Origin of the sequence: Treponema sp. UBA785 (assembly GCF_002297065.1) — a bacterium.
Taxonomy (GTDB): domain Bacteria; phylum Spirochaetota; class Spirochaetia; order Treponematales; family Treponemataceae; genus Treponema_D.
In genome coordinates, this window is sequence record NZ_DBJD01000057.1 from 49,702 (window position 1) to 75,002 (window position 25,301).

Annotated in this window: 31 protein-coding genes and 2 tRNA genes; 3 read left to right on the forward strand and 30 right to left on the reverse strand. The window is 41.2% G+C overall.

The window, feature by feature from the left end; genetic code table 11:
- Nucleotides 1-3: 3 nt before the first annotated feature.
- The 16 genes from B2X33_RS04445 to tuf all read right to left on the reverse strand — a co-directional run bounded on the left by B2X33_RS04445 (nt 4) and on the right by tuf (nt 7,887).
- Nucleotides 4-189: a type Z 30S ribosomal protein S14 gene (locus B2X33_RS04445; protein ID WP_296017969.1), complete on the reverse strand. Its 186-nt coding sequence runs from the start codon at nt 187-189 to the stop codon at nt 4-6.
- 10 nt (nt 190-199) lie between these two features.
- Nucleotides 200-751 carry a 50S ribosomal protein L5 gene (rplE, locus tag B2X33_RS04450; RefSeq protein WP_078931316.1) on the reverse strand — a complete coding sequence of 184 codons (552 nt, stop codon included), beginning with the start codon at nt 749-751 and terminating at the stop codon, nt 200-202.
- Nucleotides 751-1,065, reverse strand: coding sequence for a 50S ribosomal protein L24 (rplX, locus tag B2X33_RS04455; RefSeq protein WP_296017958.1), 315 nt, complete (start codon nt 1,063-1,065; stop codon nt 751-753). Before rplX ends, rplE begins: the two co-directional genes overlap by 1 nt.
- Nucleotides 1,066-1,076: 11 nt before the next feature.
- A complete protein-coding gene (rplN, locus tag B2X33_RS04460) occupies nt 1,077-1,445 on the reverse strand; it encodes a 50S ribosomal protein L14 (RefSeq protein WP_078931314.1) in 369 nt (122 codons plus the stop codon).
- Nucleotides 1,446-1,462: 17 nt separating this feature from the next.
- A complete protein-coding gene (rpsQ, locus tag B2X33_RS04465; protein ID WP_078931313.1) occupies nt 1,463-1,738 on the reverse strand; it encodes a 30S ribosomal protein S17 in 276 nt (91 codons plus the stop codon).
- 10 nt (nt 1,739-1,748) lie between these two features.
- Nucleotides 1,749-1,961 (reverse strand): 50S ribosomal protein L29, encoded by a 213-nt coding sequence (gene rpmC / locus B2X33_RS04470; RefSeq protein WP_296667947.1) that lies wholly within the window; start codon nt 1,959-1,961, stop codon nt 1,749-1,751.
- A gap of 10 nt (nt 1,962-1,971) precedes the next feature.
- Nucleotides 1,972-2,388 (reverse strand): 50S ribosomal protein L16, encoded by a 417-nt coding sequence (gene rplP / locus B2X33_RS04475; RefSeq protein WP_078931311.1) that lies wholly within the window; start codon nt 2,386-2,388, stop codon nt 1,972-1,974.
- Nucleotides 2,389-2,394: 6 nt separating this feature from the next.
- The gene (gene rpsC / locus B2X33_RS04480; RefSeq protein ID WP_296017929.1) at nt 2,395-3,147 is read right to left on the reverse strand and encodes a 30S ribosomal protein S3; all 753 of its coding nucleotides are present in this window, start codon (nt 3,145-3,147) and stop codon (nt 2,395-2,397) included.
- 1 nt (nt 3,148) lies between these two features.
- Entirely contained in the window at nt 3,149-3,505 is a 357-nt protein-coding gene (rplV, locus tag B2X33_RS04485) for a 50S ribosomal protein L22 (protein WP_296017921.1), read from the reverse strand.
- 11 nt (nt 3,506-3,516) lie between these two features.
- Nucleotides 3,517-3,792 carry a 30S ribosomal protein S19 gene (gene rpsS, locus B2X33_RS04490; protein WP_288516169.1) on the reverse strand — a complete coding sequence of 92 codons (276 nt, stop codon included), beginning with the start codon at nt 3,790-3,792 and terminating at the stop codon, nt 3,517-3,519.
- 15 nt (nt 3,793-3,807) lie between these two features.
- Nucleotides 3,808-4,632, reverse strand: coding sequence for a 50S ribosomal protein L2 (gene rplB / locus B2X33_RS04495; RefSeq protein WP_078931307.1), 825 nt, complete (start codon nt 4,630-4,632; stop codon nt 3,808-3,810).
- 26 nt (nt 4,633-4,658) lie between these two features.
- The gene (locus tag B2X33_RS04500; RefSeq protein WP_078931306.1) at nt 4,659-4,937 is read right to left on the reverse strand and encodes a 50S ribosomal protein L23; all 279 of its coding nucleotides are present in this window, start codon (nt 4,935-4,937) and stop codon (nt 4,659-4,661) included.
- Complete coding sequence (gene rplD / locus B2X33_RS04505; RefSeq protein WP_288516173.1) at nt 4,937-5,572, reverse strand: 50S ribosomal protein L4; 636 nt, start codon at nt 5,570-5,572, stop codon at nt 4,937-4,939. The genes B2X33_RS04500 and rplD overlap by 1 nt, the downstream gene beginning before the upstream one ends.
- Nucleotides 5,573-5,589: 17 nt before the next feature.
- Nucleotides 5,590-6,210 carry a 50S ribosomal protein L3 gene (gene rplC, locus B2X33_RS04510; RefSeq protein ID WP_296017894.1) on the reverse strand — a complete coding sequence of 207 codons (621 nt, stop codon included), beginning with the start codon at nt 6,208-6,210 and terminating at the stop codon, nt 5,590-5,592.
- Nucleotides 6,211-6,324: 114 nt separating this feature from the next.
- Nucleotides 6,325-6,633 carry a 30S ribosomal protein S10 gene (gene rpsJ, locus B2X33_RS04515; protein WP_078931303.1) on the reverse strand — a complete coding sequence of 103 codons (309 nt, stop codon included), beginning with the start codon at nt 6,631-6,633 and terminating at the stop codon, nt 6,325-6,327.
- 63 nt (nt 6,634-6,696) lie between these two features.
- Entirely contained in the window at nt 6,697-7,887 is a 1,191-nt protein-coding gene (gene tuf, locus B2X33_RS04520; RefSeq protein ID WP_296017886.1) for an elongation factor Tu, read from the reverse strand.
- Between the two features lie 530 nt (nt 7,888-8,417).
- Here tuf and B2X33_RS04525 point away from each other — a divergent pair.
- Nucleotides 8,418-8,597, forward strand: a complete 180-nt coding sequence (locus B2X33_RS04525; protein WP_296667953.1) for a hypothetical protein — start codon at nt 8,418-8,420, stop codon at nt 8,595-8,597.
- A gap of 2 nt (nt 8,598-8,599) precedes the next feature.
- Here B2X33_RS04525 and rpsG read toward each other — a convergent pair whose 3' ends face one another.
- The 13 genes from rpsG to B2X33_RS04590 form a co-directional block, all read right to left on the reverse strand.
- Nucleotides 8,600-9,070 (reverse strand): 30S ribosomal protein S7, encoded by a 471-nt coding sequence (gene rpsG / locus B2X33_RS04530; RefSeq protein ID WP_296017874.1) that lies wholly within the window; start codon nt 9,068-9,070, stop codon nt 8,600-8,602.
- Nucleotides 9,071-9,089: 19 nt separating this feature from the next.
- On the reverse strand, nt 9,090-9,464 hold the full coding sequence (gene rpsL, locus B2X33_RS04535) for a 30S ribosomal protein S12 (protein ID WP_296017867.1): 375 nt from the start codon (nt 9,462-9,464) through the stop codon (nt 9,090-9,092).
- A 174-nt stretch (nt 9,465-9,638) separates the two neighbouring features.
- Nucleotides 9,639-13,904 carry a DNA-directed RNA polymerase subunit beta' gene (rpoC, locus tag B2X33_RS04540; RefSeq protein ID WP_296667955.1) on the reverse strand — a complete coding sequence of 1,422 codons (4,266 nt, stop codon included), beginning with the start codon at nt 13,902-13,904 and terminating at the stop codon, nt 9,639-9,641.
- Nucleotides 13,897-17,439: a DNA-directed RNA polymerase subunit beta gene (gene rpoB, locus B2X33_RS04545; RefSeq protein WP_296017861.1), complete on the reverse strand. Its 3,543-nt coding sequence runs from the start codon at nt 17,437-17,439 to the stop codon at nt 13,897-13,899. Before rpoB ends, rpoC begins: the two co-directional genes overlap by 8 nt.
- A 295-nt stretch (nt 17,440-17,734) precedes the next feature.
- A complete protein-coding gene (gene rplL, locus B2X33_RS04550; protein ID WP_078931296.1) occupies nt 17,735-18,112 on the reverse strand; it encodes a 50S ribosomal protein L7/L12 in 378 nt (125 codons plus the stop codon).
- A 158-nt stretch (nt 18,113-18,270) separates the two neighbouring features.
- On the reverse strand, nt 18,271-18,813 hold the full coding sequence (gene rplJ / locus B2X33_RS04555; protein WP_296017852.1) for a 50S ribosomal protein L10: 543 nt from the start codon (nt 18,811-18,813) through the stop codon (nt 18,271-18,273).
- A 3-nt stretch (nt 18,814-18,816) separates the two neighbouring features.
- On the reverse strand, nt 18,817-19,497 hold the full coding sequence (gene rplA / locus B2X33_RS04560) for a 50S ribosomal protein L1 (protein WP_296017845.1): 681 nt from the start codon (nt 19,495-19,497) through the stop codon (nt 18,817-18,819).
- Complete coding sequence (gene rplK / locus B2X33_RS04565) at nt 19,497-19,931, reverse strand: 50S ribosomal protein L11 (RefSeq protein WP_178844148.1); 435 nt, start codon at nt 19,929-19,931, stop codon at nt 19,497-19,499. Before rplK ends, rplA begins: the two co-directional genes overlap by 1 nt.
- Nucleotides 19,932-20,077: 146 nt before the next feature.
- Nucleotides 20,078-20,638 carry a transcription termination/antitermination protein NusG gene (gene nusG, locus B2X33_RS04570; protein ID WP_296667960.1) on the reverse strand — a complete coding sequence of 187 codons (561 nt, stop codon included), beginning with the start codon at nt 20,636-20,638 and terminating at the stop codon, nt 20,078-20,080.
- 16 nt (nt 20,639-20,654) lie between these two features.
- Nucleotides 20,655-20,843, reverse strand: a complete 189-nt coding sequence (secE, locus tag B2X33_RS04575) for a preprotein translocase subunit SecE (RefSeq protein ID WP_296017833.1) — start codon at nt 20,841-20,843, stop codon at nt 20,655-20,657.
- Nucleotides 20,844-20,877: 34 nt separating this feature from the next.
- A tRNA-Trp gene (locus tag B2X33_RS04580) sits at nt 20,878-20,950 on the reverse strand.
- A gap of 53 nt (nt 20,951-21,003) precedes the next feature.
- The gene (gene rpmG, locus B2X33_RS04585) at nt 21,004-21,180 is read right to left on the reverse strand and encodes a 50S ribosomal protein L33 (protein ID WP_078931290.1); all 177 of its coding nucleotides are present in this window, start codon (nt 21,178-21,180) and stop codon (nt 21,004-21,006) included.
- 56 nt (nt 21,181-21,236) lie between these two features.
- Nucleotides 21,237-21,309: transfer RNA gene (locus B2X33_RS04590), tRNA-Thr, on the reverse strand.
- Nucleotides 21,310-21,451: 142 nt separating this feature from the next.
- Between B2X33_RS04590 and epsC the strand changes: the two genes are divergently transcribed.
- Complete coding sequence (gene epsC, locus B2X33_RS04595) at nt 21,452-22,318, forward strand: serine O-acetyltransferase EpsC (RefSeq protein ID WP_296017825.1); 867 nt, start codon at nt 21,452-21,454, stop codon at nt 22,316-22,318.
- A gap of 278 nt (nt 22,319-22,596) precedes the next feature.
- The gene (radA, locus tag B2X33_RS04600; protein WP_296667963.1) at nt 22,597-23,946 is read left to right on the forward strand and encodes a DNA repair protein RadA; all 1,350 of its coding nucleotides are present in this window, start codon (nt 22,597-22,599) and stop codon (nt 23,944-23,946) included.
- Nucleotides 23,947-24,099: 153 nt separating this feature from the next.
- Here radA and B2X33_RS04605 read toward each other — a convergent pair whose 3' ends face one another.
- A complete protein-coding gene (locus B2X33_RS04605; protein ID WP_296667965.1) occupies nt 24,100-25,299 on the reverse strand; it encodes a TraB/GumN family protein in 1,200 nt (399 codons plus the stop codon).
- Nucleotides 25,300-25,301: the final 2 nt, after the last annotated feature.

Sequence of the window (25,301 nt, forward strand, 5' to 3'; positions counted from 1 at the left end):
CCACTACCAACTTGATTTTGTTACGCCTGGCAAAAGGCCTTCGCTTGCTAACTTGCGGAAACAAATACGGCAAACTTTAAATTTGCGCAAATAACCGCGTGGACGACCACAAATCTGACATCTGTTATAGCGACGAGTGCTATATTTAGGTGTGCGATCTGCTTTTATAACCATTGATTTCTTAGCCATTGTTCCTCACCTACTTTCTGAAAGGCATATTGAACTTGGTAAGCAATGCACGAGCTTCCGCATCTGTGCGAGCACTTGTTACAATCGAGATATTCATACCAGCAATCTTTACAATTTTGTCGAAATCGATTTCTGGGAAGATAATCTGTTCTGTAATACCAAGAGAAAAATTTCCGTGTCCATCAAAACCTGTTGCTTTGATTCCGCGAAAATCCTTTACACGAGGTAATGCAACATTGATAAGGCGGTCCAAAAATTCATACATAATGTTACCGCGCAATGTTACCATTACACCAACTTCATTGCCCTCACGAAGTTTAAAGTTAGCAATACTTTTTCTGGCCTTCGTCTTAACAGCATGCTGTCCAGTAATCTGAGTTAAATCAGCTACTGCGGCATCAAGGAGTTTCTTGTTAGTGAGAGCTTCGCCGACACCCATGCTTACTACTACTTTTTTTATAGCAGGAATCTGCATTACGGATGTATAACCGAGCTCTTTGAAGAGCTCAGGAGCGATAGTGTCCTTATAGACTTTCTTAAGCCGTGGTACGTACTTATCCATTACAGTGCTTCTCCACACTTACGGCAAACACGAGTTTTCTTGTCGCCGTCAATTTTGAATCCAATTTTAGTTGGACCGCATTTTTTACATACGATCGCAACATTTGAAATATTAAGTGGAGCTTCGATTTCTGCGATTCCACCTTGATCCTGTTGACTGCGTTTTCTCATTGCTTTTTTTACCATGTTAATTCCAGATACAATTACAGCATCCTTTTTAGCAATTACGCGAACAACAGCACCACGTTTACCTTTGTCTTTTCCAGCGATTACCTGTACGGTATCGTCTTTACGGATCTTAAATTTCTTTTCCATATTGATTCTCCTTACAGTACTTCTGGAGCAAGTGATACGATCTTCATGAAGTCCATATCACGGAGTTCACGTGCAACAGGTCCAAAAATACGTTTTCCTTTTGGATTTCCATCAGCATCAACGATAACGCAAGCATTATCATCAAAACGAATGTAAGTTCCATCTGGACGACGGTATTCTTTTGAAACACGAACGATTACAGCTTTTTCAACTGTACCTTCTTTTATAGTAGAAGTAGGAATTGCTTCCTTGATTGCTACTACTACAATATCACCGATACCGGCATAACGGCGGTGTGTACCACCGAGAACCTTGATAACCTGAGCAACTTTTGCTCCGGAGTTATCGGCAACAGTCAATTTTGATTGCATCTGCAGCATTTTATAACTCCTTTAGCTTACTTTGCTCTTTCGATGATTTCTGCAAGTCTCCAGCATTTATCTTTGCTGATTGGACTGCATTCAATGATGCGAACTGTGTCACCAATGTGAGCTTCGTTCTTTTCATCATGCGCTTTACACTTTTTAGTTTGTGTAACGTATTTCTTATAGAGAGGGTTCATTCTCTTTGTATCGATTGAAACAACGATGGTTTTTTCCATTTTGTCGCTTGTTACGATACCTACGAAAGAACGTTTTGCTCCCTTTTTAGTCTGAACTTCCTGTTCTGCCACGGGTTAGCTCCTACTTAGTCTGTCCGGCAATTTCTTTTGCACGGATGAGCGTATTAATAGTCGCAATCTGGCGACGCATAGTACGCTTCTGCATTGGGTTATCAACATGGCCGATTACCATTTGGAAACGGAGATCCATGTATTTCTGTTTCATGTCGTTACGTTCAGCTATCAATTCAGCGTAAGACATTTCTTTTACATTCTTTTTCTTTGAATTAGCCATATCTTACTCCTTAGTCGATAGTTGGTTTGTAAGCAATCTTTGTTCTAATTGGAAGTTTGTCTGCGGCAAGCTTAAGAGCCTGTTCTGCAAGTTTAATATCAATTCCACCAACTTCAAACAAAATTACACCAGGTTTAATGTTTGCAGCCCAAAATTCTGGAGAACCTTTTCCCTTACCCATGCGGACTTCCGACGGTTTTTTGGTAATTGGTTTATCTGGGAATACACGAAGCCAAACATTACCCTTACGTTCAAGCTTACGGTTGATAGCAACACGAGCAGCTTCAATATGACGAGCCTGAAGCCAAACTGGTTCGAGAGCTACAAGAGCAATCTGACCAAAGTCAATATTGTTAGCACGTGTGGCATTTCCTTTTACTTTACCGCGCTGTACTTTACGGTGAATAACTCTTTTAGGACTAAGCATTTTATGTTACTCCTTTGAAGAATCTGCTGCGCGAGCAGGGCGTTTTGCTCTTGAGTCATTAGACTGAGAGCGATCACGATGAGGCTTGCGAACAATCTGTCCAGCATCTTCATTCTTTTCAATACCGTAGTTCATACCGTTGTAAACCCATACTTTTACACCAATTTTTCCATAGGTTGTATGAGCTTCGTATGTAGCGTAATCAATGTCTGCACGAAGAGTATGAAGAGGAACACGTCCTTCCTTATGTTCTTCTGAGCGTTTCATTTCTGCGCCACCAAGACGACCTGACAAACGGATCTTAATTCCCTGTGCTCCACCTTTCATCGCGCTAGAAGAAGCCTGCTTAAGAGCCTTGCGGAATGAACCACGTCCTGCAAGCTGGCGTCCAACGTTCTGTGCAATAAGAGAAGCGTTGATATCAGCACGTTTTACTTCTTTAATCTTAATCTGAACTTTTTTAGAAGCAAACTGCGCTTGAATTTCAGCACTGATTTTTTCGATGTTAGCACCTTTTACACCAATAATTACACCTGGGCGTGCTGTGTGAATTACAATTGTAACACGCTGCGGGTGACGTACGATTTCGATTTCTGCAATATCTGCGTTCTGGCATTCAGGTAATTCTCTTACCAACTTGCGGATTTTAATATCCTCAAGAACCAGGTCTGCATAGTCGCGAGGACCAGCATACCAGCGAGACTGCCATGTCTTGTTAATTCCAAGACGCAAACCGATAGGATTTACTTTCTGACCCACTTTATTCCCCCGCCTTCTCGTCAACAATGACGGTGATATGGCACATACGTTTTAAGAGCTGATCAGCACGACCGCGAGCACGGAACCAAACTCTCTTAAGTCTCGGACCTTCATCAATACGAATTTCCTTGATGTAGAGCATATCTTCATCGAGATTCTTGTTTGCATACAGAGCGTTAGCAACAGCTGATTTAAGAGTACCTTTTATCAACCTTGCACCCTTCTGTGGCATATTTTCAAGAACTGCCAAAGCTTCTGAGCATTTCTTCTGCTTAATTACATTAGCAACTGGACGAACCTTAGTTGGTGATGCAATCAGGAATTTTGTAGTGGCTACATAACCTTTTTTCTCTGCCATAGTATCCACCTTTATTTAGCACTCTTATCAGTGCCGCCATGTCCTTTAAATGTACGAGTTGGAGCAAATTCGCCGAGCTTATGGCCAACGAGATTTTCAGTAACATATACAGGAATCCATGACTTACCGTTGTAAACACTGATTGTGTTTCCAACCATTTCTGGAATGATTGTAGAGCAACGAGAATATGTTTTAATCATTTTCTTGTCTGACTCTTTATTCATTTCAATAACTTTCTTGTAAAGGCTCTTTTCAATAAAAGGTCCTTTCTTAACTGATCTTGACATTGTTAACTACTCCTACTACTTCTTACGGCGTGAAACAATGAAACGGTTAGAAGGCTTTCTCTTATTGCGAGTCTTATAACCTCTACATGGCTGTCCCCAAGGTGTAACAGGCTGATGTCCTTTACCAGCCCCTTCACCACCACCAAGCGGATGATCAACCGGGTTCATAGCCATACCACGAACTGTTGGACGGATACCGAGCCAACGTCTGCGACCAGCTTTACCAAGCTGAGTGTTCATACGTTCTTCATTACCAACAACGCCAATTGTTGCATAGCATTTTCCAAAGACACGGCGTGTTTCACCTGAAGGAAGGCGAATTACAACATACTCACCGTCTTTAGCAGCAACAAGAGCAGAAGCACCTGCTGAGCGGGCAAGCTGTCCACCACGGCCAAGTGTCAATTCAATGTTGTGAACTGTAAAACCAACAGGAATTACTTCAAGTGGAAGTGCGTTTCCAACAGTTGGAACTGCGTTTTCACCAGACATAATTTTCTGTCCTACAGTAAGTCCTTTTGGAGCAATAATATAGCGTTTTTCGCCATCTGCATAATAAATCAAAGCAATATTTGCACTGCGGTTTGGATCGTATTCAATAGTTTTTACAGTTCCAGGAATTCCGTGCTTATTGCGTTTAAAATCAATTACGCGATACTTTCTTTTGTGTCCACCACCCTGATGACGTACAGAAATACGACCACCCTGACCGCGTCCACCATTTGACTTAAGACCTGATACCAGACTTTTTTCGGGTTTATCGGTTGTCAGTTCTTCTCTTACCAAATCGATGCGGGTACGAGTACCAGCAGTGTATGGTTTAAAAACTTTAAGAGCCATCTGGTTCCCCTTAATTTAACGAAGGCTTAAACGCCCTCGAATACCTTAATTGTTTCTCCTGGAGCGAGACGAACAATTGCCTTTTTCCAGTCGGCAGTTTTTCCAGGTTTTCCACGAACCCTTTTAACTTTACCGAGAACATTTACAGTAGTAATTTTTACAACTGTAACATTGAAGAGTTTCGATACTGCTTCTTTTATCTGTGTTTTGTTAGCATCTGGGGCTACTTTGAAAGTATATTTGCCCTGTTCGCGCAAAGCAGTTGCTTTTTCAGACAGTACTGGCTCAATAAGAATATCAGTCATTATTTAGCCTCCCCTTCTTTATAGAATTCTGAAAGATTCTTAGCTGCCGATTCGAGCAAGATAACCTTTCTTCCGTAGAAGAGGTCATGTGCACGAAGACGGTTGAAAGACAAGAAGTAAACATTGTGGAGGTTACGTCCAGCCTGTTTAATTTTTGCATCATCATCTTTAAGAATAACGACTGTGCGTTCATCCTTAGCAAAATTGTTAAGAACTTTCAACAAGTCTTTTGTTTTTCCGCTTTCAACAGTGAAATCTTCTACAACAGTAAGTCTGTCGCTCTGAGCCTGTAAGCTCAAAATTGATTTCATAGCAAGGCGTTTAACCTTTTTAGGGAGTTCAAAACCAAAATCACGTGGTTTTGGGCCAAAGATTGTACCGCCGCCAACATTGATTGGAGATTTTTTATCACCACGACGAGCGTGACCTGTTCCCTTCTGTTTGTATGGTTTAGCATTTGATCCGTGTACTTCAGAACGAGTTTTTGTACAAGCTGTTCCAACACGTTTGTTTGCTAATTCGTTATTGATGGCATAGTAAATAACATCTTCATTAACTGGAAGTCCGAAAATGCTATCATCAAGCGTAATTGTGCGCAGTTCTTTACCATCGGTTGAAAAAACTTTCTTATCCATTTCTCATTTCCTCCGGATTACTTCTTTACTGCAGACTTGATGATAAGAGTGCAATCCTTAACTCCAGGAACAGCACCACGTACCATAATAACTTTAAGCTCAGGGTCGATTTTTACAATCTTAAGATTCTGAACTGTTACACGCTCAAAACCCATGCGTCCTGGCATTTTTACATTTTTAAGGCTGTGTCCAGGTGTTGTACAATTTCCCGTACCACCTGCTTCGCGATGGAACTTAGAGCCGTGAGTTGCACGTCCGCCATGGAAGCCCCAGCGTTTCATAACGCCCTGGAATCCTTTACCTTTTGAAGTTGCTGTAACATCGAGATAAGATGTTGATTCAAACAACTCAAGTCCAATTTGATCGCCTACTTTAACTTCCTGTTCGAATTCTCTGAATTCTTTCAAATGACGTTTTGGCGATACATTTTCTGGAAACTGACCTTTGTATGCTTTGCTGATCTTTGATTCTTTTATATCTTCAAGACCGAGAACAACAGCATCATAGCCATTTGCTTCCTTTGTTTTTGTAGCAACAACTGTATTCGGTTCTACATGGATCACGGTTACTGGTGTCAGTTCGCCGTTGCTGTCGAATACCTGTGTCATTCCTACTTTTTTTGCAATCAGACCTTTCATTCTGATATTTCTCCTATAGAAGAAAGCAAACTTTCTTCTCTGTCGGCCGCCATCCCTGATCCAAGGGACCGTTACCGTTTTTCAATAAGACTTAACTGCGACGCAGCCTAGCTCTTACTGTTTAATTTCTACATCTACACCTGCAGGCAATTCAAGTTTCATCAAAGAATCCATTACATCAGATGTTGGATTTAAGATATCAATAAGACGTTTGTGAGTTCTCATTTCAAACTGTTCACGCGACTTTTTGTTTACATGCGGTGAACGAAGAACTGTTACCTTATTGATTCTTGTTGGAAGTGGGATAGGACCAGAAACCTTTGCTCCTGCCTTCTGCACTGTCTGCACGATTGATTTTGCGCTCTGATCGATAAGTTCAACATCAAAAGCACGAAGTCTAACACGAATTTTTCCGTTAGCCATTTATTCACTCCAATGATTAAGCACAGTGACTAAAAGTCGCTGTGCTTTCAATCACTAATTTTACTATTCGATGATTTTTGTAACCTGTCCAGAAGCGATTGTGCGACCGCCTTCACGGATAGCGAGTTTAAGACCTTCATCCATAGCGATTGGGTGAATAAGTTCGCCGATAATTTTTACGTTATCACCTGGTTTTACCATATCTGTGCCTGGTTCAAGTTCTACAGTACCTGTAATATCTGTTGTGCGGAAGTAGAACTGCGGGCGGTATCCAGAGAAGAATGGTGAGTGACGTCCACCTTCTTCCTTAGAAAGAACGTAAATCTGTGCCTCAAACTTTGTATGTGGGTGGATTGAGCCTGGAGCTGCAAGAACCTGTCCACGTACAACATCTTTCTTTTCAACACCACGAAGAAGAATACCTACGTTATCACCAGCCTGACCCTGATCAAGAGTTTTCTGGAACATTTCGATACCTGTTACAGTTGAAGACTGTGTCGGGCGAATACCTACGATTTCTACTGGGTCGTTCATATTAACAACACCACGTTCGATACGTCCAGTAACTACTGTACCACGTCCAGAGATTGTGAAGATGTCTTCAATTGGCATAAGGAATGGCTTCTGATCATCGCGAACTGGATCATCGAACCAGCTGTCCATTGCGGCAAGAAGTTCCTCGATACATTTTGTGTTTTCTGGATTATCAGACTCGTTCAAAGCTTTGAAAGCAGAACCTTTGATAATTGGTGTATCCGCAGAGAATCCGTATTTCTGGATTGTGTCTTTTACGTCTTCTTCTACGAGCATCAGCATTTCTTCATCGCCATCGAGCTGGTCAACTTTGTTGAGGAATACGATAATCTTTGGTACACCTACCTGACGAGCAAGAAGAAGGTGTTCTTTTGTCTGAGCCATAACACCGTCAGTAGCAGCAATTACGAGAATTGCGCCGTCCATCTGAGCAGCACCAGTAATCATGTTTTTTACATAGTCAGCGTGTCCTGGACAGTCGATATGAGCGTAGTGGCGCTTGTCTGACTGATACTCAAGGTGACGTGTATTGATTGTAATACCACGCTCTTTTTCCTCTGGAGCATTGTCGATTTCATCGTACTTCAAAAGCTTATCACCGTATTTTTTTGCACAATAAGTAGTGATAGCCGCAGAAAGTGTTGTCTTACCATGGTCTACGTGACCAATAGTACCAACGTTCATGTGAGGTTTAGTTCTAACGAACTTCTCCTTTGCCATGTTTTTCTCCTTTGCCGAATTATCTTTCTTTTATCCGGCTTAAAAAAGATGATTTATGTGATGCACTTTAAGCCAGAATGGAACCATTTTCGTACAGAAAACAGCACATTCGCATACACACTATTTTATTTTTATCTGATTTATGAAAAGTTGTTACAAAAAAGCAATTCTCCATAACTTTCGAAGAATTTTTCCGACACCACCTGTCATCATCAGATTAAAATCCAAATAATTAAGTCTGGCGTTCAGAATTACCGACAAACAAAGGATTGTCTGCCTCAGAAAAACCGCTAGACTTTGCTTCTAGGGCTACCCAGCCTGAAAATTGCATAGCAATTAACTTTACGGCTTAAGTCAGACTTAATAAAAAAATTGAAGTCTGTCTGAAAAATTCAAAGAACCCTTAATCTAAATATATCTATTCAGACTGTTTTATATTTATATATTTTTTTATAAATAATTTCAATACTTAAAAGTAAAATAATTTGATATTTTGCATAAAATTAAGAAAAAAAAAGCAGAGTTTCATCATGGAAAACTTTAGCTTAACAAAACAACATGCCATTTTTTTCGTGGCAGAGATTGCAGGGGCGGCGAAGCCGTTCCGAAGGAATGACAACCCCGAAAAGCTCGATTTTTGCACAGCAAAAAGCCACCCAAATAAAAAAAAGACCTGCCAGATTTTACAGACAGGCCTTTATCAAGAATAATACTACCAGCGATAGTGAGCAAATGCTTTGTTTGCTTCTGCCATCTTGTGCACATCTTCCTTCTTTTTATATGCAGAACCAGTATTGTTGAATGCATCAAAAAGTTCTGAAGCCAAAGTTTCTGCCATTCCGTGACCGCTTCTGCTGCGAGCTGCGCCAATAATCCAGCGCATAGCCAAAGCTTCGCGACGAGAATCTCTGATTTCCATCGGAACCTGATAAGTTGCACCACCAACACGGCGAGACTTTACTTCTACCAATGGTTTTACATTTTCAAGAGCTTTCATGAATACTTCAAGAGGATCCTGATTTGTTTTTGCCTTAAGTTTGTCCATTGCTTCATAGACGATTTTTGTACAAGTCTGTTTTTTTCCATCCAACATCATGCGTGAAACAAATTTTGTTACAACAGGGCTGTTGTATTTTGCGTCTGGCATAATAGGACGATTTACTGATTTCTTATGTCTTCCCATAGTAATTCTCCTTTAAATATTATGCCTTAGGTCTCTTAGCACCGTACTTAGAACGACCGCGTTTGCGTCCTTCTACACCAAGAGTATCTTTTGTACCGCGGATAATGTGGTAGCGTACACCCGGAAGATCCTTTACACGGCCACCACGGATAAGAACAACTGAGTGTTCCTGCAAATTATGTCCAATACCTGGAATATATGCAGTAACTTCAATTCCATTTGACAAACGAACACGAGCTACCTTGCGGAGAGCTGAGTTTGGTTTTTTTGGTGTAACAGTCATTACACGAGTGCAAACGCCACGTTTCTGTGGACAAGACTCAAGTGCGGGAGCTTTAGTCTGGTTTGCAAGTGCCTGTCTACCCTTACGAATCAATTGATTAATTGTAGGCATCGCCTAATCTCCTATTTGTATGCCGGTCAGCACCCCGGTCAAAATAACAAACAAAACTACACTTTAAAAGTATAGGGTATTCAATCATACCGAATTTTTTAACTATCGGTCAACTGAATTTTATCAAAATCCAGCAAATTTATTCAAAAAAAATTCACTGGATTTTGATGATGACTAGTCTTCTTCAGAAGCACTGTCATTGATAGGAGGATACGCAGCTTCTTTTTCGCGTTCCTGTTCAAGACGACGGCGTTCCAAAACTTCTTCCATCTGAACATCAAGGTCGTTATCAGAACCATCAAACAGTTTTATGTTCCTGTAATCTTTAATACCAGTTCCAGCAGGAATCCTGTGGCCTATAATTACATTTTCTTTCAAACCACGGAGATGGTCTTCTTCGCCTTTTATTGCAGCGTTCGTAAGAACACGGGTTGTTTCCTGGAACGAACATGCAGATACAAAAGAGTCTGTTGCAAGAGCAGCCTTTGTAATACCTTGGAACATTGGACGTGCAACTGCCGGCTGACCGCCCTCTGCAATGATACGCCTATTCTCTTCGCGGAAGTGGTATTTATCAACCTGCTGCCCATAAATAAATTTTGTATCTCCAACAGACACAATTTCAACCTTGCGAAGCATCTGACGAACAATTACACCAATATGTTTGTCGGCAATTGTTACACCCTGTGCAGAGTATACGCCCTGAATTTCATTCATAAGGTAATCCATCAGCGCATTTTCACCGAGAATCGCAAGAATATCATGAGCACTTGCCGCACCGTCACAAAGCTGCTCACCTGCAACTACCTGATCTCCATCACGAACAAACAGACGGCGTGTCATTGGAACAACATGTTCAAACTGTTTTCCGTATTCATCTTCTACAACAATAACACGTTTACCTTTAGTAATTCCCTTGAACTTAACAGTTCCAGAAATCTGTGCGAGAACGCAAGGAATTTTTGGTTTTCTTGCTTCGAACAATTCTGATACACGAGGAAGACCACCAGTAATATCGTTTGTTTTTGCAGCGGCAACCGGCATGCTTGCAAGAGTTTTACCTGCTTCAATCTGCTGCTTGTCTTCTACACGAAGAACAGCGCCCGCTGGCAAGTAATATGAACCAAGCTCATTTCCAACTTCGTCTGTAATAAGAATACGAGGCTGCTTTACATCCAAGTGCAAATCACTGATACGGCGCTCTGTTTTTCCTGAGTTTACATCGACAATTTCTTCAAGTGTCTGACCGAGAATTACATCGTCAAAGTGAATATATCCGCTTACTTCAGCAATAATTGGTTCAGAGAATGGGTCGAATGTACCGATAACATCGCCACTCTTAACGATGTCACCTTCTTTTACCATAATTGTTGAACCGTTGCTAATTTCAACTTTCTGTTCATTACTTGCAAGATAAACTACACCGTCTTTAATAATGATGTGTCCGTTTTCTTTAGCAGTAATATTTCCAGATTTCTTTTCAACAAGAACTGTTCCCTTAAGAACGCGTGCTTCATCTTCAACAACAACCTTATCTCCCGACTCAACATTGAGAGTGTCGATAAGACGGGTCGCCATCATGCTGCCTTTACGAGTAAACAACCAATGTCCGTCGTCTGTAACAACATGAGTTCCGGCAACTGTTCCGATAAGAACATCGTAAGGAAGAACAATCTTGTTGTCTTCTGTTTCCTTAGAGGCTGTGCCACCAACATGGAATGTACGCATTGTAAGCTGTGTACCTGGCTGACCGATTGACTGAGCAGCGATAACACCGACAGCTTCACCGATTTCAACAAGTTTGTTACGGGCAAGATTTTTGCCATAACATTTTACACATACGCCATGTTCAGCTTCACAAGTAAGAACAGTTCTGAGCTTTACTTTTTCGACACCAGCATCTTCGATTTTCTTAGCAAGTTCATCTGTAATATATTCATTTGATTCGCAAAGAACTTCTCCAGTTACAGGATGAATTACACGCTCAATAGAGAAATGACCTGCAATTCTCTTTGAAAGCGGAGTAAGAATTTCGTCTCCATTTTTGATTGCAGAATATTCAATACCGTTGATTGTTCCGCAGTCTTCAAGATTAACAACAACATCCTGAGCAACATCAACAAGACGACGGGTCATGTAACCGGCATCGGCTGTCTTAAGCGCAGTATCTGTAAGACCTTTGCGGGCACCGTTTGAAGAAATAAAGTATTCAATAACCGAAAGACCTTCGCGGAAGTTTGATTTTACAGGCAATTCAATGATGTCGCCGTTAGGTTTAGCCATCAAGCCACGCATTGCAGCCAGCTGAGAAATCTGTTTTTTAGAACCGCGGGCACCGGAATCAGCCATCATATAGATTGTGTTGAATCCGTTCTTGTCTTTCTGAAGCTTGTCGTACATGATTTCTGTCAATTTTTCGTTTGTACGAGCCCAAATATCAGTTACTTTATTGTAGCGTTCATCTGCTGTAATTACACCGCGAGAATACTGGCCAACAATTTCTTCAACCTGTTTATTTGCTTCGTCAACCATCGGTTTCTTTTCTTCTGGAATAAGAATATCTTCCATAGAAAGAGTTGCACCAAAGAATGTTGCGTTGTGATAACCGCATGCCTTTACGGCATCAAGCATCTGAATTGTAAGCCATGCGCCCTTTGTGTGATAAACTTTTTCAATCATCTTGCGAAGATCTTTGTCGCCCATGCGCTGGTTTACAAATCCTACACCGTCAGGCATTTCCGCGTTAAAACGAATACGTCCTGCTGTAGTTGTGATTAAATCACCCTGTTTAAAGTCGCCGTTAAACGAATCTATCGGTGCTGGCACCTTAATTTCGGCATTCCATTCGATATATCCGTCTTCTGCAGCCATTGTAACTTCATCATCATTTGAGAAGCGTTTTCCTGTTCCCTTTGCATTTGGTTTTACTGAAGTCATATAGTAAATACCAAGAACCATATCCTGCGATGGATAAACAATTGTATTTCCGTTTGCAGGGTCAAGAAGGTTGCGCGCAGAAAGCATCAAAGTCCAACATTCCATCTGAGCAGCCTGTGTAAGAGGAACGTGAATAGCCATCTGGTCTCCGTCGAAGTCGGCGTTAAAAGCCTTACATGCGAGAGGATGAAGCTTGAGTGCCTTTCCTTCAACAAGGACAGGTTCAAATGCCTGAATACCAAGACGGTGCAAAGTAGGAGCACGGTTAAGCATTACAGGATGTTCGCGTACTACTTCATCAAGAATCGCATATACTTCAGGAGCTTCCTGTTCAACAAGAGTTTTTGCTTTTTTGATGTTGAGAACAATGTCCTTATCAACAAGTTTCTTCATTATAAATGGCTTGAACAATTCAAGAGCCATTTTTGTCGGAAGACCGCACTGCCAAAGCTTAAGTTCCGGACCAACAACGATTACCGAACGGCCAGAGTAGTCTACGCGCTTACCAAGAAGGTTCTGACGGAAACGTCCCTGTTTACCTTTAAGCATATCGCTGATTGATTTGAGAGGTCTGTTTGAAGCGCCTTTTACAACCCGCTTGCGTTTTGAATTGTCAAACAAAGCATCAACTGCTTCCTGAAGCATACGTTTTTCGTTGCGGATGATAATATCCGGAGCCGAAAGCTGCATAAGTCTTTTAAGACGGTTATTGCGGTTGATTACACGGCGATAAAGATCGTTCAAGTCTGATGTTGCAAAACGTCCGCCATCAAGCTGAACCATAGGACGAAGATCAGGCGGAATTACTGGAATAACGTCCAAAATCATCCAAGAAGCTTTGTTTCCTGAAGAACGGAAATCTTCAACAATCTGAATGCGTTTGAGAAGGCGCTTGTCTGTTTTTGTTCCCTTTTCGCGCATTTTTTCGCGGAGCTCAGCAGCAAGCTCATCAAGATTAAGGTTTTCGAGCATTGTTTTAATTGCTTCTGCGCCCATTCCCGCTGTGAATTCCTGTCCATAGCGCTCAACATCTTCGTTGTATTCATCTTCCGAAAGAAGCTGACCTTTCTTGAGCTCTGTGTCGCCCGGATCAATTACAATATATTTTTCGTAATAAAGAACCGAACGAAGCTGGGCAACCTGCATATTAAGCAAAAGTCCCATGCGGCTTGGAACAGAGCGATAGTACCAAATATGGCTTACCGGCGCAGCAAGCTCAATATGGCCAGTGCGTTCACGGCGAACCTTAAAGTGAGTAACTTCAACACCGCAACGGTCGCAGATTACGCCCTTGTAGCGAATTGACTTAAATTTTCCGCAGTAACATTCCCATTCCTTTGTAGTTCCGAAAATGCGTTCACAGAAAAGTCCGTCTTTCTCTGGTCTGAGAGTACGATAATTGATTGTTTCCGGCTTTTTTACTTCACCATAAGACCAGCTGCGGATATCGTCCGGGCTGGCGAGCTTTATTTTTATTGAATCAAAATCTTGAATATCACGCATCTTCATTCTCCTTTTCGAAACCAGAACTTGCCTTGTCAATCAGTTCCTGGTCGCGTTCGGTAAGGGCAATTCTCTTTCCCTTTGCGTCATAAATTTTAAAGTCCAAAGCAAGACCGCGAAGTTCCTGTACCATTACGTTAAATGATTCTGGAACACCAGCTGCTGCCGTCGGGTCACCTTTTACGATTGATTCGTAAACTTTTGAACGTCCATTCATATCGTCAGACTTAATCGTCATCATTTCCTGCAATGTGTTTGCAGCGCCATAAGCCTCAAGCGCCCAAACTTCCATTTCTCCAAGACGCTGACCACCAAACTGAGCTTTACCACCAAGTGGCTGCTGAGTAACAAGTGAATAAGGTCCTGTTGAACGAGCGTGCATTTTGTCATCAACAAGGTGATGCAGTTTAAGGAAGTAGATTACACCAACAAAAATCGGATTTACAAATGGTTCACCAGTGCGTCCATCGCGAACAATCTGTTTACAATCCGGACTAAGTCCTGCTTCGATAAGTTTTTCAGCAATTTGTTCCTGAGAAGGAGTCTGGAAAGCTGGAGATTCAAAATACTGATTGAGGTAGCGGCCTACAATTCCAAGCTCAGATTCCATAATCTGACCAATGTTCATACGTGAAGGTACACCAAGCGGATTAAGACAAACATCAAGCGGAGTTCCGTCTGCCAAGTACGGCATGTCTTCTTCTGGAAGAATACGTGCAACAACACCTTTGTTTCCGTGACGTCCGGCCATTTTGTCGCCTTCGCGAAGTTTACGTTTATTTGCAATAAGAACTTTTACAACTTCATCAACGCCAGGGTTCAAATCATCGCCTTCAGTTCTCTTCATACGCTGAACATCGATAATTACGCCTTCAATTCCATGTGGAACGCGCAATGAAGAATCGCGAACTTCTTTTGCCTTTTCACCGAAGATTGAGTTCAAAAGCTTGAATTCAGGAGTTGTTTCTGTTTCTGATTTTGGAGTAACTTTTCCAACAAGAATGTCGCCTGAACGAACTTTTGCACCAATGCGAATAATTCCTTCTGCGTCCAAATTGTTAAGCATTTTTTCAGATGTATTTGGAACATCGCGGGTAATTTTTTCTGGACCAAGTTTAGTTTCGCGGATTTCTGTCTGGAATTCTTTGATATGAATAGAAGTATACATATCTTCTTTTACTACGCGGCGACTGATAAGTACAGCGTCTTCGTAGTTGTAACCATTCCATGGAACGAATCCAACAAGGAGGTTGCGGCCGAGAGAAAGTTCTCCGTTGAAAGTTGCCGGACCGTCAGCAAGAACATCGCCTTTTTTAACTTTTTCGCCAACTTCAACAGTAGGACGCTGATGGTTACAAGTATCGTTGTTAGTTCTTTGATATTTAAGAAGAGGATATTCATCAATTTTATCAGAACCGTCAACCTTAACTTTAATAAGGTCGCTTTCTACCCAAACAACTTCGCCATCGTGTTTTGCCTTAATAAGAACACCAGAATCGTAAGCAGCTTTTGCTTCCATACCAGTTCCAACAAACGGCGGCTCCGGGAATAAAAGTGGAACGCCCTGACGCTGCATGTTACAACCCATCAAAGCACGGTTGGCGTCATCGTGTTCAAGGAATGGAACAAGAGATGCAGAAACCGAAATAACCTGACGTGGAGAAACGTCCATGTACTGAATGTCTTTTACGTTGCGAGTTGTATAATCGCCAACGTGACGGCAAGAAACCATTTCTGTCGGGAAAGAACCGTCAGCCTTCATGCCTTCAGCAACCTGACCGATGTAGTATCTGTCTTCGTCCATTGCCGAAAGATATTCAACTTTGTCAGTTGCTTTTCCGTCAACGACTTTGCGGTATGGTGTTTCAAGAAATCCATATTCGTTTACACGGGTAAAGATAGCAAGAGAAACAATCAAACCGATGTTTGGGCCTTCAGGAGTTTCAATCGGGCACATGCGTCCATAGTGAGTGTAATGTACATCGCGAACTTCAAATCCGGCACGGTCACGGGAAAGACCGCCAGGACCAAGAGCATTAAGACGACGTTTGTGAGTAAGCTCAGAAAGAGGGTTAATCTGATCCATGAACTGAGACAGCTGAGAAGAACCAAAGAATTCCTTGATTGCAGCCACAATCGGTTTAATCGAAATCAAATCCTGAGGCTTCATTGTTTCAGTTTCTTTTAAGCTCATGCGTTCTTTTGCAATTCTCTCCATGCGGGCAAATGCTGTTTTGAGAGAATTTGTCATAAGTTCACCTACAGAGCGAATACGACGGTTGCCAAGATGGTCAATATCATCGAGAACTTCGTTTCCAATGTAAACTTTTACAAGATGCTTCATCGTATTGATGATGTCGCTCTTTACAAGAGTATGAGTTTCAACAGGTTCTGAATAAATGTCGAATTTTTTATTCAACTTATAGCGGCCAACGCGTCCAAGGTCATAATGACGAATGTTGAAGAACATGCCTTCAAGTTCGTTCTTTGCAGCTTCGGCAGCCATTGGTTCGCCTGGTTTTAAAATAGAGAACACCGCTGTAAGAGCATCTTCAAGAGTTGGTTCTTCGTCAGAAGCGCCTTCTTTTGTGTACTTCATATCTTCGCGTTCAAAACAGTTGATAATCATTCTGCTGTCAAGCGAAGGATTGTGCTCATCTTTGTTGCCTTTCTTTTTACGTGCATCAAAAAGAATGATTGTGATTTCTTTTACATTCTGAGAAATAAGATCGTCAACTTCGTGCATGTGAAGAGTTGAACCTGCGCGAAGAAGAATTTTTTCTTCTCCATCTTCATTTTTAATTTTTACGGCACGTGCGAGAACTTTGTCTACGAGCTCTTCTTTTTTTGCAGCGTCAACAGCTACTGTTTCTGTTTCGTAGAACTGGTCAATGATTTCTTCGCGAGTTGAAAAACCAAGTGCGCGGAGGAAAATTGTTCCCAAGATTTTCTTTTTGCGGTCAATTTTTGCATAAATCAAATCTTTTTTCTGGTCAATTTCAAATTCAAGCCAAGAACCACGGTAAGGAATAATGCGAGATGAATAAACGCCTTTTTCGTGATTAAAAATTACACCTGGCGAACGGTGGATCTGAGAAACTACAACGCGTTCAGCGCCATTTACGATAAAAGTACCGCGGTCTGTCATGAGCGGAATATCGCCCATATATATATCTTTCTGAAGAATTGCGCCTGTATCCTTAAAATTAAGGTTGATTCTTGCCTTTAATGGAACAGAATAAGTCAATCCTTTCTGTTTACACTGAAGTTCTGTAAACTTAATATTTTCTTCTTCGAGTTTGTAAAATTCATATTCCAGCGACATATTGCCGTCTGGACTTTCGATTGGGAAAGTTGAATCAAATACTTCCTGAAGACCTTTGTTTTCAAGAGGCTCATTGTTATCCAGCTTTTCTTTCTGCAGGAAACTTTCGTAAGATGAAAGCTGAATGTCGATAAGGTTCGGAATTTCCATAAAGTTTTGGATATTTTTTCCGAAGTACTGACGATTGATGGTTCTGCTTTTGGCGAACATCTAGTTCTCCTATGAGGGACTTTACTTATTAAAATTGCTACATATCAAAAAATCCGTATGACATACTGAAATTAAAGATACAGCACAAAATTAAAAAGCTATATGCCGGGTCTACGGCAAAAAACATCATCTGGCGATGATGCTAATATCATATTTTTGGACTTTCTAAAATCCACTTTAGACACTAAAAGCTTACATTTAGAAGCCAACATTTTATTAACTCTAAACGTAAGCATTTAATGTGAATGTCGTTTATGCGACTTTTTTTAAGTAATCCGGTTTAACCGAAACTGACTTATTTTTTAGAAGCTTTACCACCAGCTTCTTCCATTTTCTTGATGAGTTCATCAGCTTCAGCCTTAGAAACACCTTCTTTAAGTGTTTTTGGTGCGCCTTCAACCAAAGTTTTAGCTTCACCAAGACCGAGTCCGAGAGCTTCTTTAACTGCTTTGATAACTGCAATCTTTTTAGCTGCATCGAAGCCTTCGAGAGTTACTGTGAATTCTGTCTGTTCTTCCTCTGCTGCCGCTCCACCAGCTGCTGGACCTGCTGCTACTGCAACTGCTGCTGTAACACCAAATTTTTCTTCCATTGCTTTAACGAGTTCTGAAGCTTCGAGAACTGTCATGTTTGCGATTGCGTCGAGGATCTGATCCTGTGTGATTGCTGCCATATTATCTTCTCCTAAATAGGCATGTTAAATCATTTTGATTTAACTCAGGTTTAATTGCGGGCGGAACAAACTGAACCGTTATTCCGCAATTTTATATTTTTGCAAGGACAGTCGACAGCTATGAAGCCTGACCTTGCTTCACAAGAATTGCAAAGTGCTTACTCAGCTTTTGCTTCTTCTGCCGGAGCTGCTCCACCTTCCTGTGATTTTTTATCAACATAAGCCTGCAAAGTAGCAGCGAGTTTCTGAACTGGGCCATTGATTGCAGACATGAGCATTGCGATAAGCTGTTTCTTTCCAGGAACCTTAGAATAAGCTTCCATTTTAGCCTGATCGTAAATTTCATTGCCAATATATCCGCCCTTGATTACAAGAGCAGGAGCGTCTTTTGCAAAATCATAAAGAACTTTTGCAGCTTCGTTACTGTCTTCTTTTGCCATTACAACGGCTGTTGGGCCTGTAAGATAGTCAGAAACGTTGTCGATTTTCATTTCTTCAAAAGCAACGCGAGCGAAGTTATTCTTTACAACCTTCATTGGAGCTTCGTGTTCACGAAGTTTGTCACGAAGTGCCGAAATCTGTTCTACTGTAAGACCACGATATTCTGTAAAGATGAAGTCATTATAATCAGCAAAAACTTTTTTTGTTTCTTCGATAGCTGCTGTTTTAGCAGGCTGGAGTTTTTTAGCAAGAATAGCCATAGATTATGCCTCCTCCTTAACATCTACCCAAACACCAGGACCCATTGAAGAGCTTACTGATACTGAGCGTACAAAGTCAGCCTTTGCATCAGCCGGCTTTTTGCGGTCAAGTTCTGAAAGAAGAGTTGTTACGTTTTCTGCAACTTTATCTGCATCCATAGAAACTTTTCCTACAGCAATGTGAATTACGCCTTCTTTGTCTGCGCGGAATTCTGTACGACCTTTTTTAAGTTCGCTGATTGCATGAACGAGGTCATTTGTAACAGTTCCTGTTTTTGGGTTAGGCATAAGTCCTTTTCGTCCGAGAACCATACCAAGACGACCAACATCTTTCATCATATCTGGTGTAGCAACTGCAACATCAAAATCAAGCCAACCGCTCTTTACCTTGTCGATATATTCAGCAGCACCTGCGTAAGTTGCACCTGCGTCAAGAGCTTCTTTTGCGCGTTCTTCTGGACAGAATACAAGAACTTTCTTTTCTGCAGTAAACTGATTTGGGAAAACCAATGTATCACGTACAGTCTGGCTTTTTCCAAGACGAAGAGCCACATGGAGTTCAACAGTTTCATCGAATTTTACAAAGTGGATGTCTTTTACAACTTTGCAAGCTTCAGCAACTGCATAGTGTTTCTGTGGATCATACTTTTTAAGAGCTTCAGAATATTTCTTTCCGTGTTTCATTATTCAGCCTCCACTTCAACACCCATACTGCGTGCAGTACCGGCAATAATTTTTTTTGCAGCTTCAATGTCGTTTGCATTGATGTCTGGCATTTTCTGTGTTGCAATTTCAGTAAGCTGAGCTTGTGTAAGTTTGCCTACTTTGTCACGAAGAGGGTTTCCTGAACCTTTTGAAAGACCGAGCGCTTTCTTAATAAGAACAGCAGCTGGTGGAGTTTTCAAGATAAATGTAAATGATCTATCCTGATAAACGGTAATGATTACAGGGATAATAAGTCCCTTTTCCATTGACTTTGTTCTGTCATTGAACTGCTGAACGAATACTGGCGCAGAAACACCGTGAGGTCCGAGTGCAGGTCCAATTGGCGGGGCCGGAGTAGCCGATCCTGCTGGACACTGTAATTTAATGACAGCTGTAACCTTTTTTGTAGCCATTTTTTATAGCTCCCTTAATTGGTGTCGGACTTGGATTCAAAAAAAAAGAGTCCAGTCACTAGCGAAATACCTCTGTCCAACGGACTTGTATTTCTTCCAAATATAGGAAAAGCCCTATTAAAGAACAGGGCTGATTCTATGCGATTCTAGATAAGTTTTTCAACTTGAAGAAGATCAACTTCAACTGGTGTTGCACGTCCAAAGATTTGAACCATAACACGAAGCTTGCCTTTTGCAGGATCGATTTCTTCAACCGAGCCGCTAAATGTTGCAAACGGTCCTTCGGTGATTTTCACCTGATCGCCAATTGCATAATTCTGTTTAATCTTAACATTTTTCTCGCCCTTAATTTCACCGGCTTTAAGAAGAAGAGACTTTGCTTCTTCGGCAGAAATAGGACGAGGTCTTTCAGAAGGATTAGTTCCTACAAAACCTGTAACTCCCTGAATATGACGAATTTTTCCACAAAGGTCTTTCCAGCCAAAATCTGGCAAATCCATCTCCAGCATAATATATCCTGGAAGAATCATATTTTTTCTGCTGTGTCTTTTTCCGTCTTTAATTTCTACAACTTCTTCTTCCGGAACTTTTACATCTGTAATAATATTTGAATCAAATTCTCCTGCTTCAAGCATCTGATTAACAGTACGAAGAATTTTCTTTTCATAACCAGTATAAGTATGAACTATGTACCAATTTTTAGACATAAACCAAAATCCTCTTTTATGCGGCAGGAAAAAGGAAACTCATTCCAGCAGAGAACAGAAGATCAAATGCACCAAGAATTACGGCAATAATAATTGAAGAAATAACAACAACTTTTACAGATGAAATTACATCATCTTTTGTTGGCCAAACTACCTTTTTAAGTTCAGCACCACATTCTTTGATAAAATCAACTGCTTTTGCCATAATTTTCCTCTATAAAAAAAATTAATTTTAATAACAGGCCGGGCAAGACTCGAACTCGCGACACTCGGTTTTGGAGACCGATGCTCTACCAACTGAACTACCGACCTAAAATATATTAAGCCGTCTAAAAAAAAGACAGCCTTATATAAAATTTAAAAGCTTATTTTGCTTTTGTTTCTTTGTGCAATACTTCTTTGCGACAGAAAGGACAATACTTATTCTTTTCAAGTTTGCCTGTAATATTTTTGCGATTCTTAGTTGTTGTGTAATTCTTGCGTTTGCAGTCTGTACACTGAAGGGCAATAATATCAATCGAAGTCTTTTTCTTGCTACCCATTTTTATATTCTCCTAAAAAGATTTTCAAAAAAAATGCTTATTAAGCGTTAGCTTCTAGCTCTCGAGCGGAATCGGACCGCTGACCTCATCGTTACCAACGATGTGCTCTGCCTACTGAGCTACAAGAGCAGGTCAACAATGACGTGTTATAGAAGTGTATAGAACATACAATTTTTCGTCAAGAGCAAAATAATTCATTTCTAAAAAATATAGTATTTTCTTGAATTTTATGCTAGTTTTCTAACGTAATATTTTTTTTAGGGGAAGCCCAATGGATATGCACAAACTGGTTGACAAGATTCTAGAATCGTACGAAGAAGTCGGCGGTATAAACGGCGAAGGAATAAACAGTTTTCCAAACAGAGAAAACGTTGTTTCTGTAATAAACGAGTTACAATGCCTTGTCTTCCCAGGCTACAGAACCGCAGAAGACATTGACCGTCACAATTTACGCTACGTAACTGGCGAGCGCGTCAACAAAATCGTAAATATGCTTACAAAAGAAATTCAAAAAGCCCTAGTTTACGAAAGAACAGTCCGCAACGAAAGTATTTCCGCAGAAGACCTCGAAAAATCCGGATATTACGAAAAAGCAGAAAAAACATCTCTTGGCTTAATAGAAGCGTTGCCAGACATTCGCCGCCTTATCCACCTTGATGTAATCGCGCTTTTTGAAGGCGACCCTGCGGCAAAAAGCGATGAAGAGGTAATAGTTTCATATCCAGGACTTGAAGCCATCGTTGTCTACAGACTCGCCCACTACATTCACAAATGCGGAGTTCCTGTAATTCCAAGAATTATGAGCGAATATATTCACGGAAAAACAGGAATTGACATTCACCCTGGAGCAGAAATTGGCGAAAGTTTTTTTATTGACCACGGAACAGGAATTGTAATTGGCGAAACTACCGTTATTGGAAAAAATGTAAAAATCTACCAAGGCGTAACACTTGGCGCCCTTAGCGTAAAGAAAAATTACCAGAACAAAAAACGGCATCCAACAATTGAAGACAATGTAACAATTTACGCGAATGCAACAATCCTCGGCGGAGAAACAATAATCGGAAAAGGCGCTGTAATCGGCGGAAACACCTGGATTATAAAATCCGTACCAGCCGGAACCATAGTAAATCAGTAAAATTTAATTTTTTTGCGGTAACTCTAAAAAAAGCTTAATTACCGCAAAAACAAAAGAAAATCATTTAAAACAAAAAAAACAGGATCCGCCGAAGACAACGTTTTCAGCGAACCCTGCCGTCCAGCAAGCTGGACATCGGAGAGAGTTTATCAGCTTTTTTACAAGCTGAGATAAATATAATTCGTAATAAAAAATATGTCTAGTACTTTTATAAAAAAAATTGTCGATTTTAATAAAATTTTGATATTTTTAAGTAAAAATTCGATAGAATAAAAAACATGGCAAAGAAAAAATCAATCACTATCTATAAATGCTCGGAATGCGGCTACACACAGCCGACTTGGCTTGGCCGCTGCCCGGAATGCGGTTCATGGAATACTTTGGAAGAATGTATTTCCGACCCAAACTCAACAGCAGCCGCTTTTGGAAAGAACGCAACAGAAAAAATTAAGCCTGTTCCTCTAGCAAATGTAACTGCTCAAGAAAACGCACGCATTTCGACAGAAATTGGCGAATTTGACCGTGTTCTAGGCGGCGGAGCAATGAAACGCAGCGCAATTTTAATTGGCGGAGAACCGGGGATTGGAAAATCTACGCTTATGATTCAAACAGCGGCGGCAATTGCAAAAAAATACGGCAAAGTTCTTTATGTTTCTGGAGAAGAAAGCGCGGGCCAGTTAAAAGGCCGTGCAGACAGATTGAATCTGGACGCAAAAGGAATTGAAATTTTATGCACAATGAGGCTAGAAGATATAAAAGATGCTCTTTCTGCCATAAATCCTCTTTTTGTAGTAATAGATTCGATTCAGACGGTTTATTCGGTTGAAGCAGGAATTGTTCCAGGAACAATAAATCAGCTTAAATTCTGCGCAAATGAACTTACAGGCTGGGTAAAAAGCCGCGACAGCGTTTTGATAATGTCGGCACATGTTACAAAAGAAGGAAATATCGCCGGTCCAAAAAGCCTTGAGCACATGGTCGATACAGTAATTTCGTTTGAAAGAAATGACGACGAGGTAAGGTTTTTGCGCGCACAGAAAAACCGTTTTGGCTCTGTTGACGAGCTTGGAATTTTTGCAATGACAGACAAAGGACTTGAAGGAGTTGGAGATCCAAGCACAATGTTCATTACAAAACGCTCTGGAAAAATGCCGGCAGGAATTGCAAACACTGCGGTTTTTGAAGGAAGCAGGGCTTTTATCGTAGAAATTCAGGCATTGACAGTTCCGGCAAAATCTTCGATAAGCAGAGTTTATTCCGACAAGATTGATTCTGCGAGAGTTGCACGGGTTGCGGCAGTATTGGAAAAACGCACCGGCATACGATTCAGCGACCAGGATTTATACATAAACGTTGCAGGCGGAGTGCGCCTTACGGAAAGTTCTATTGACGCGGCTTTGGCAGCAAGCCTTTATTCTGCAAGAACAGACCTTTCAATTCCAGAAAACACTGTGATTACCGGAGAACTCTCTCTTGCAGGAGAAATAAGGCCTGTTGCAAGGCTGAAGCAGCGGATTAAAACAGCCGGAGACTTGGGCTTTACGAGCGTGCTTGCCCCGGAAAAAGACAACGGAAGCACAAAAATTGAAAACATTAAAGAAATAATAAAAATTTTGTTTGCAAAGTAAGGCGAAAAACTAAAAAATTAGCCCGGGGTGAAGTGGCGCGCAAAGCGCGTTGCGAAGCGAAGCGGCGCAATGCAACCACGCAACACCGGTTTTGTTTTTGAATGGAACGCTGACGAAAAAAAATGCTTTTGAAACAGAAAGATGCGCTCCTGTTTATTTTTTAAAAAGACCTTTTGCGAATTCTGCAATTACAACGGCAAAATTTGCGCCTGCGGCAAAAGTTCCGATTGAAGAACCGAGCGATGAGAAAAAGAAAACAAGGAGAACACGGAGAATTCGGTTTTTATAAAAACCTTTTAAGGTCAAATCGTCCTGAAGAGTTTCCATGTCGCTTACTTTTGGCTTGCAAAATGCCGCCTGAACCAGCCCGGTAAAAAGGCCGACTCCAACAAGAGGACAAAGACTTGTAAACGGCGCTCCGACAATGGCCGTCAAAACTGCAAGCGGATGTCCAAATGCAAGAATCGCTCCAAGCCCGGCAAGTGTTGAATTCCATACAACCCACGCTCCAAGAAGCTGCGCGCCTTTTGTAATTCCACCATAAACAAAGCCTGCCGCAATCAAAGCAACGATGAGAGCGGCAATTGTCCAGCCTGCAATTTTTGAACCGACTTTTTTTGGAGGAACTTCTGATATGTCAGAAACGTCGGATGATTTTTTTCCGGCGACAAGTTCTTTTAGATAAGCCTCAACGCCTGGAAGATGTCCTGCGCCCAAAACCGCGAGAGTTTTTTTGCCCTTGCAATCCCAAATTTTGCTTGCAAGATAGCGGTCGCGTTCGTCGATTAAAACTTTTTTTACAACCGGCATATAGTCTGCCAGCTCTTTCATCATGCTGTCCATTTCGGAAGAATTTTTTAAGTTCTCAATCTGTTCTCCGCTTACCTCTTCTTTATCGAAGGCGCTTGCAAGAAGAGCGGAAATCAACTTGCATTTTCCCCAGAATGAGTTTACTGCCCAGGCGCGGCGCAATGTTGTTTGAATCGGGCGGTCTACCATTGCGACAGGAATATTGCGCTCTTTTGCACAATTGTCCGCTGCGCGCATTTCATCTCCGGGTTTTACGCCGACATTGCTGCCCATTCTTCTTTGAAAACCGGAAAGAACAAGATTTGCAAGCAACAAAAATCCTTGATTCGCCTTTAAAACCTTTACGATGTCAAGATTTTTCCAGTCTTCCGGGTTGTTTAGAGATTTGTAGCGGCCTTCGTCAAGCTCGATTGCAACACAGTCCGGCGATTTTTCTTCGACCGCTTTTTTTACTTCATTGCAGCTTTCCTGACTGATATGCGCGGTTCCTATAAGGATGATTTCTCTGTCGTCAAATTTCAAAACTTTTTCTGTCTGACTCATTT

Coding starts and splice junctions, on each gene's coding strand:
- B2X33_RS04445 (WP_296017969.1), bottom strand. CDS start 189: ATGGCTAAGAAATCAATGGTTATAAAAGCAGATCGCACACCTAAATAT.
- rplE (WP_078931316.1), bottom strand. CDS start 751: ATGGATAAGTACGTACCACGGCTTAAGAAAGTCTATAAGGACACTATC.
- rplX (WP_296017958.1), bottom strand. CDS start 1,065: ATGGAAAAGAAATTTAAGATCCGTAAAGACGATACCGTACAGGTAATC.
- rplN (WP_078931314.1), bottom strand. CDS start 1,445: ATGCTGCAGATGCAATCAAAATTGACTGTTGCCGATAACTCCGGAGCA.
- rpmC (WP_296667947.1), bottom strand. CDS start 1,961: ATGGCTAATTCAAAGAAAAAGAATGTAAAAGAAATGTCTTACGCTGAA.
- rplP (WP_078931311.1), bottom strand. CDS start 2,388: ATGCTTAGTCCTAAAAGAGTTATTCACCGTAAAGTACAGCGCGGTAAA.
- rplV (WP_296017921.1), bottom strand. CDS start 3,505: ATGGCAGAGAAAAAAGGTTATGTAGCCACTACAAAATTCCTGATTGCA.
- rpsS (WP_288516169.1), bottom strand. CDS start 3,792: ATGTCAAGATCAGTTAAGAAAGGACCTTTTATTGAAAAGAGCCTTTAC.
- rplB (WP_078931307.1), bottom strand. CDS start 4,632: ATGGCTCTTAAAGTTTTTAAACCATACACTGCTGGTACTCGTACCCGC.
- B2X33_RS04500 (WP_078931306.1), bottom strand. CDS start 4,937: ATGACTGATATTCTTATTGAGCCAGTACTGTCTGAAAAAGCAACTGCT.
- rplD (WP_288516173.1), bottom strand. CDS start 5,572: ATGGATAAGAAAGTTTTTTCAACCGATGGTAAAGAACTGCGCACAATT.
- rplC (WP_296017894.1), bottom strand. CDS start 6,210: ATGAAAGGTCTGATTGCAAAAAAAGTAGGAATGACACAGGTATTCGAC.
- rpsJ (WP_078931303.1), bottom strand. CDS start 6,633: ATGGCTAACGGAAAAATTCGTGTTAGACTTCGTGCTTTTGATGTTGAA.
- tuf (WP_296017886.1), bottom strand. CDS start 7,887: ATGGCAAAGGAGAAGTTCGTTAGAACTAAACCTCACATGAACGTTGGT.
- B2X33_RS04525 (WP_296667953.1), top strand. CDS start 8,418: ATGGAAAACTTTAGCTTAACAAAACAACATGCCATTTTTTTCGTGGCA.
- rpsG (WP_296017874.1), bottom strand. CDS start 9,070: ATGGGAAGACATAAGAAATCAGTAAATCGTCCTATTATGCCAGACGCA.
- rpsL (WP_296017867.1), bottom strand. CDS start 9,464: ATGCCTACAATTAATCAATTGATTCGTAAGGGTAGACAGGCACTTGCA.
- rpoC (WP_296667955.1), bottom strand. CDS start 13,904: ATGCGTGATATTCAAGATTTTGATTCAATAAAAATAAAGCTCGCCAGC.
- rpoB (WP_296017861.1), bottom strand. CDS start 17,439: ATGTTCGCCAAAAGCAGAACCATCAATCGTCAGTACTTCGGAAAAAAT.
- rplL (WP_078931296.1), bottom strand. CDS start 18,112: ATGGCAGCAATCACACAGGATCAGATCCTCGACGCAATCGCAAACATG.
- rplJ (WP_296017852.1), bottom strand. CDS start 18,813: ATGGCTATTCTTGCTAAAAAACTCCAGCCTGCTAAAACAGCAGCTATC.
- rplA (WP_296017845.1), bottom strand. CDS start 19,497: ATGAAACACGGAAAGAAATATTCTGAAGCTCTTAAAAAGTATGATCCA.
- rplK (WP_178844148.1), bottom strand. CDS start 19,931: ATGGCTACAAAAAAGGTTACAGCTGTCATTAAATTACAGTGTCCAGCA.
- nusG (WP_296667960.1), bottom strand. CDS start 20,638: ATGTCTAAAAATTGGTACATAGTTCATACTTATACTGGTTATGAAAAG.
- secE (WP_296017833.1), bottom strand. CDS start 20,843: ATGGCAAAAGCAGTTGATTTTATCAAAGAATGTGGTGCTGAACTTAAA.
- rpmG (WP_078931290.1), bottom strand. CDS start 21,180: ATGGGTAGCAAGAAAAAGACTTCGATTGATATTATTGCCCTTCAGTGT.
- epsC (WP_296017825.1), top strand. CDS start 21,452: ATGGATATGCACAAACTGGTTGACAAGATTCTAGAATCGTACGAAGAA.
- radA (WP_296667963.1), top strand. CDS start 22,597: ATGGCAAAGAAAAAATCAATCACTATCTATAAATGCTCGGAATGCGGC.
- B2X33_RS04605 (WP_296667965.1), bottom strand. CDS start 25,299: ATGAGTCAGACAGAAAAAGTTTTGAAATTTGACGACAGAGAAATCATC.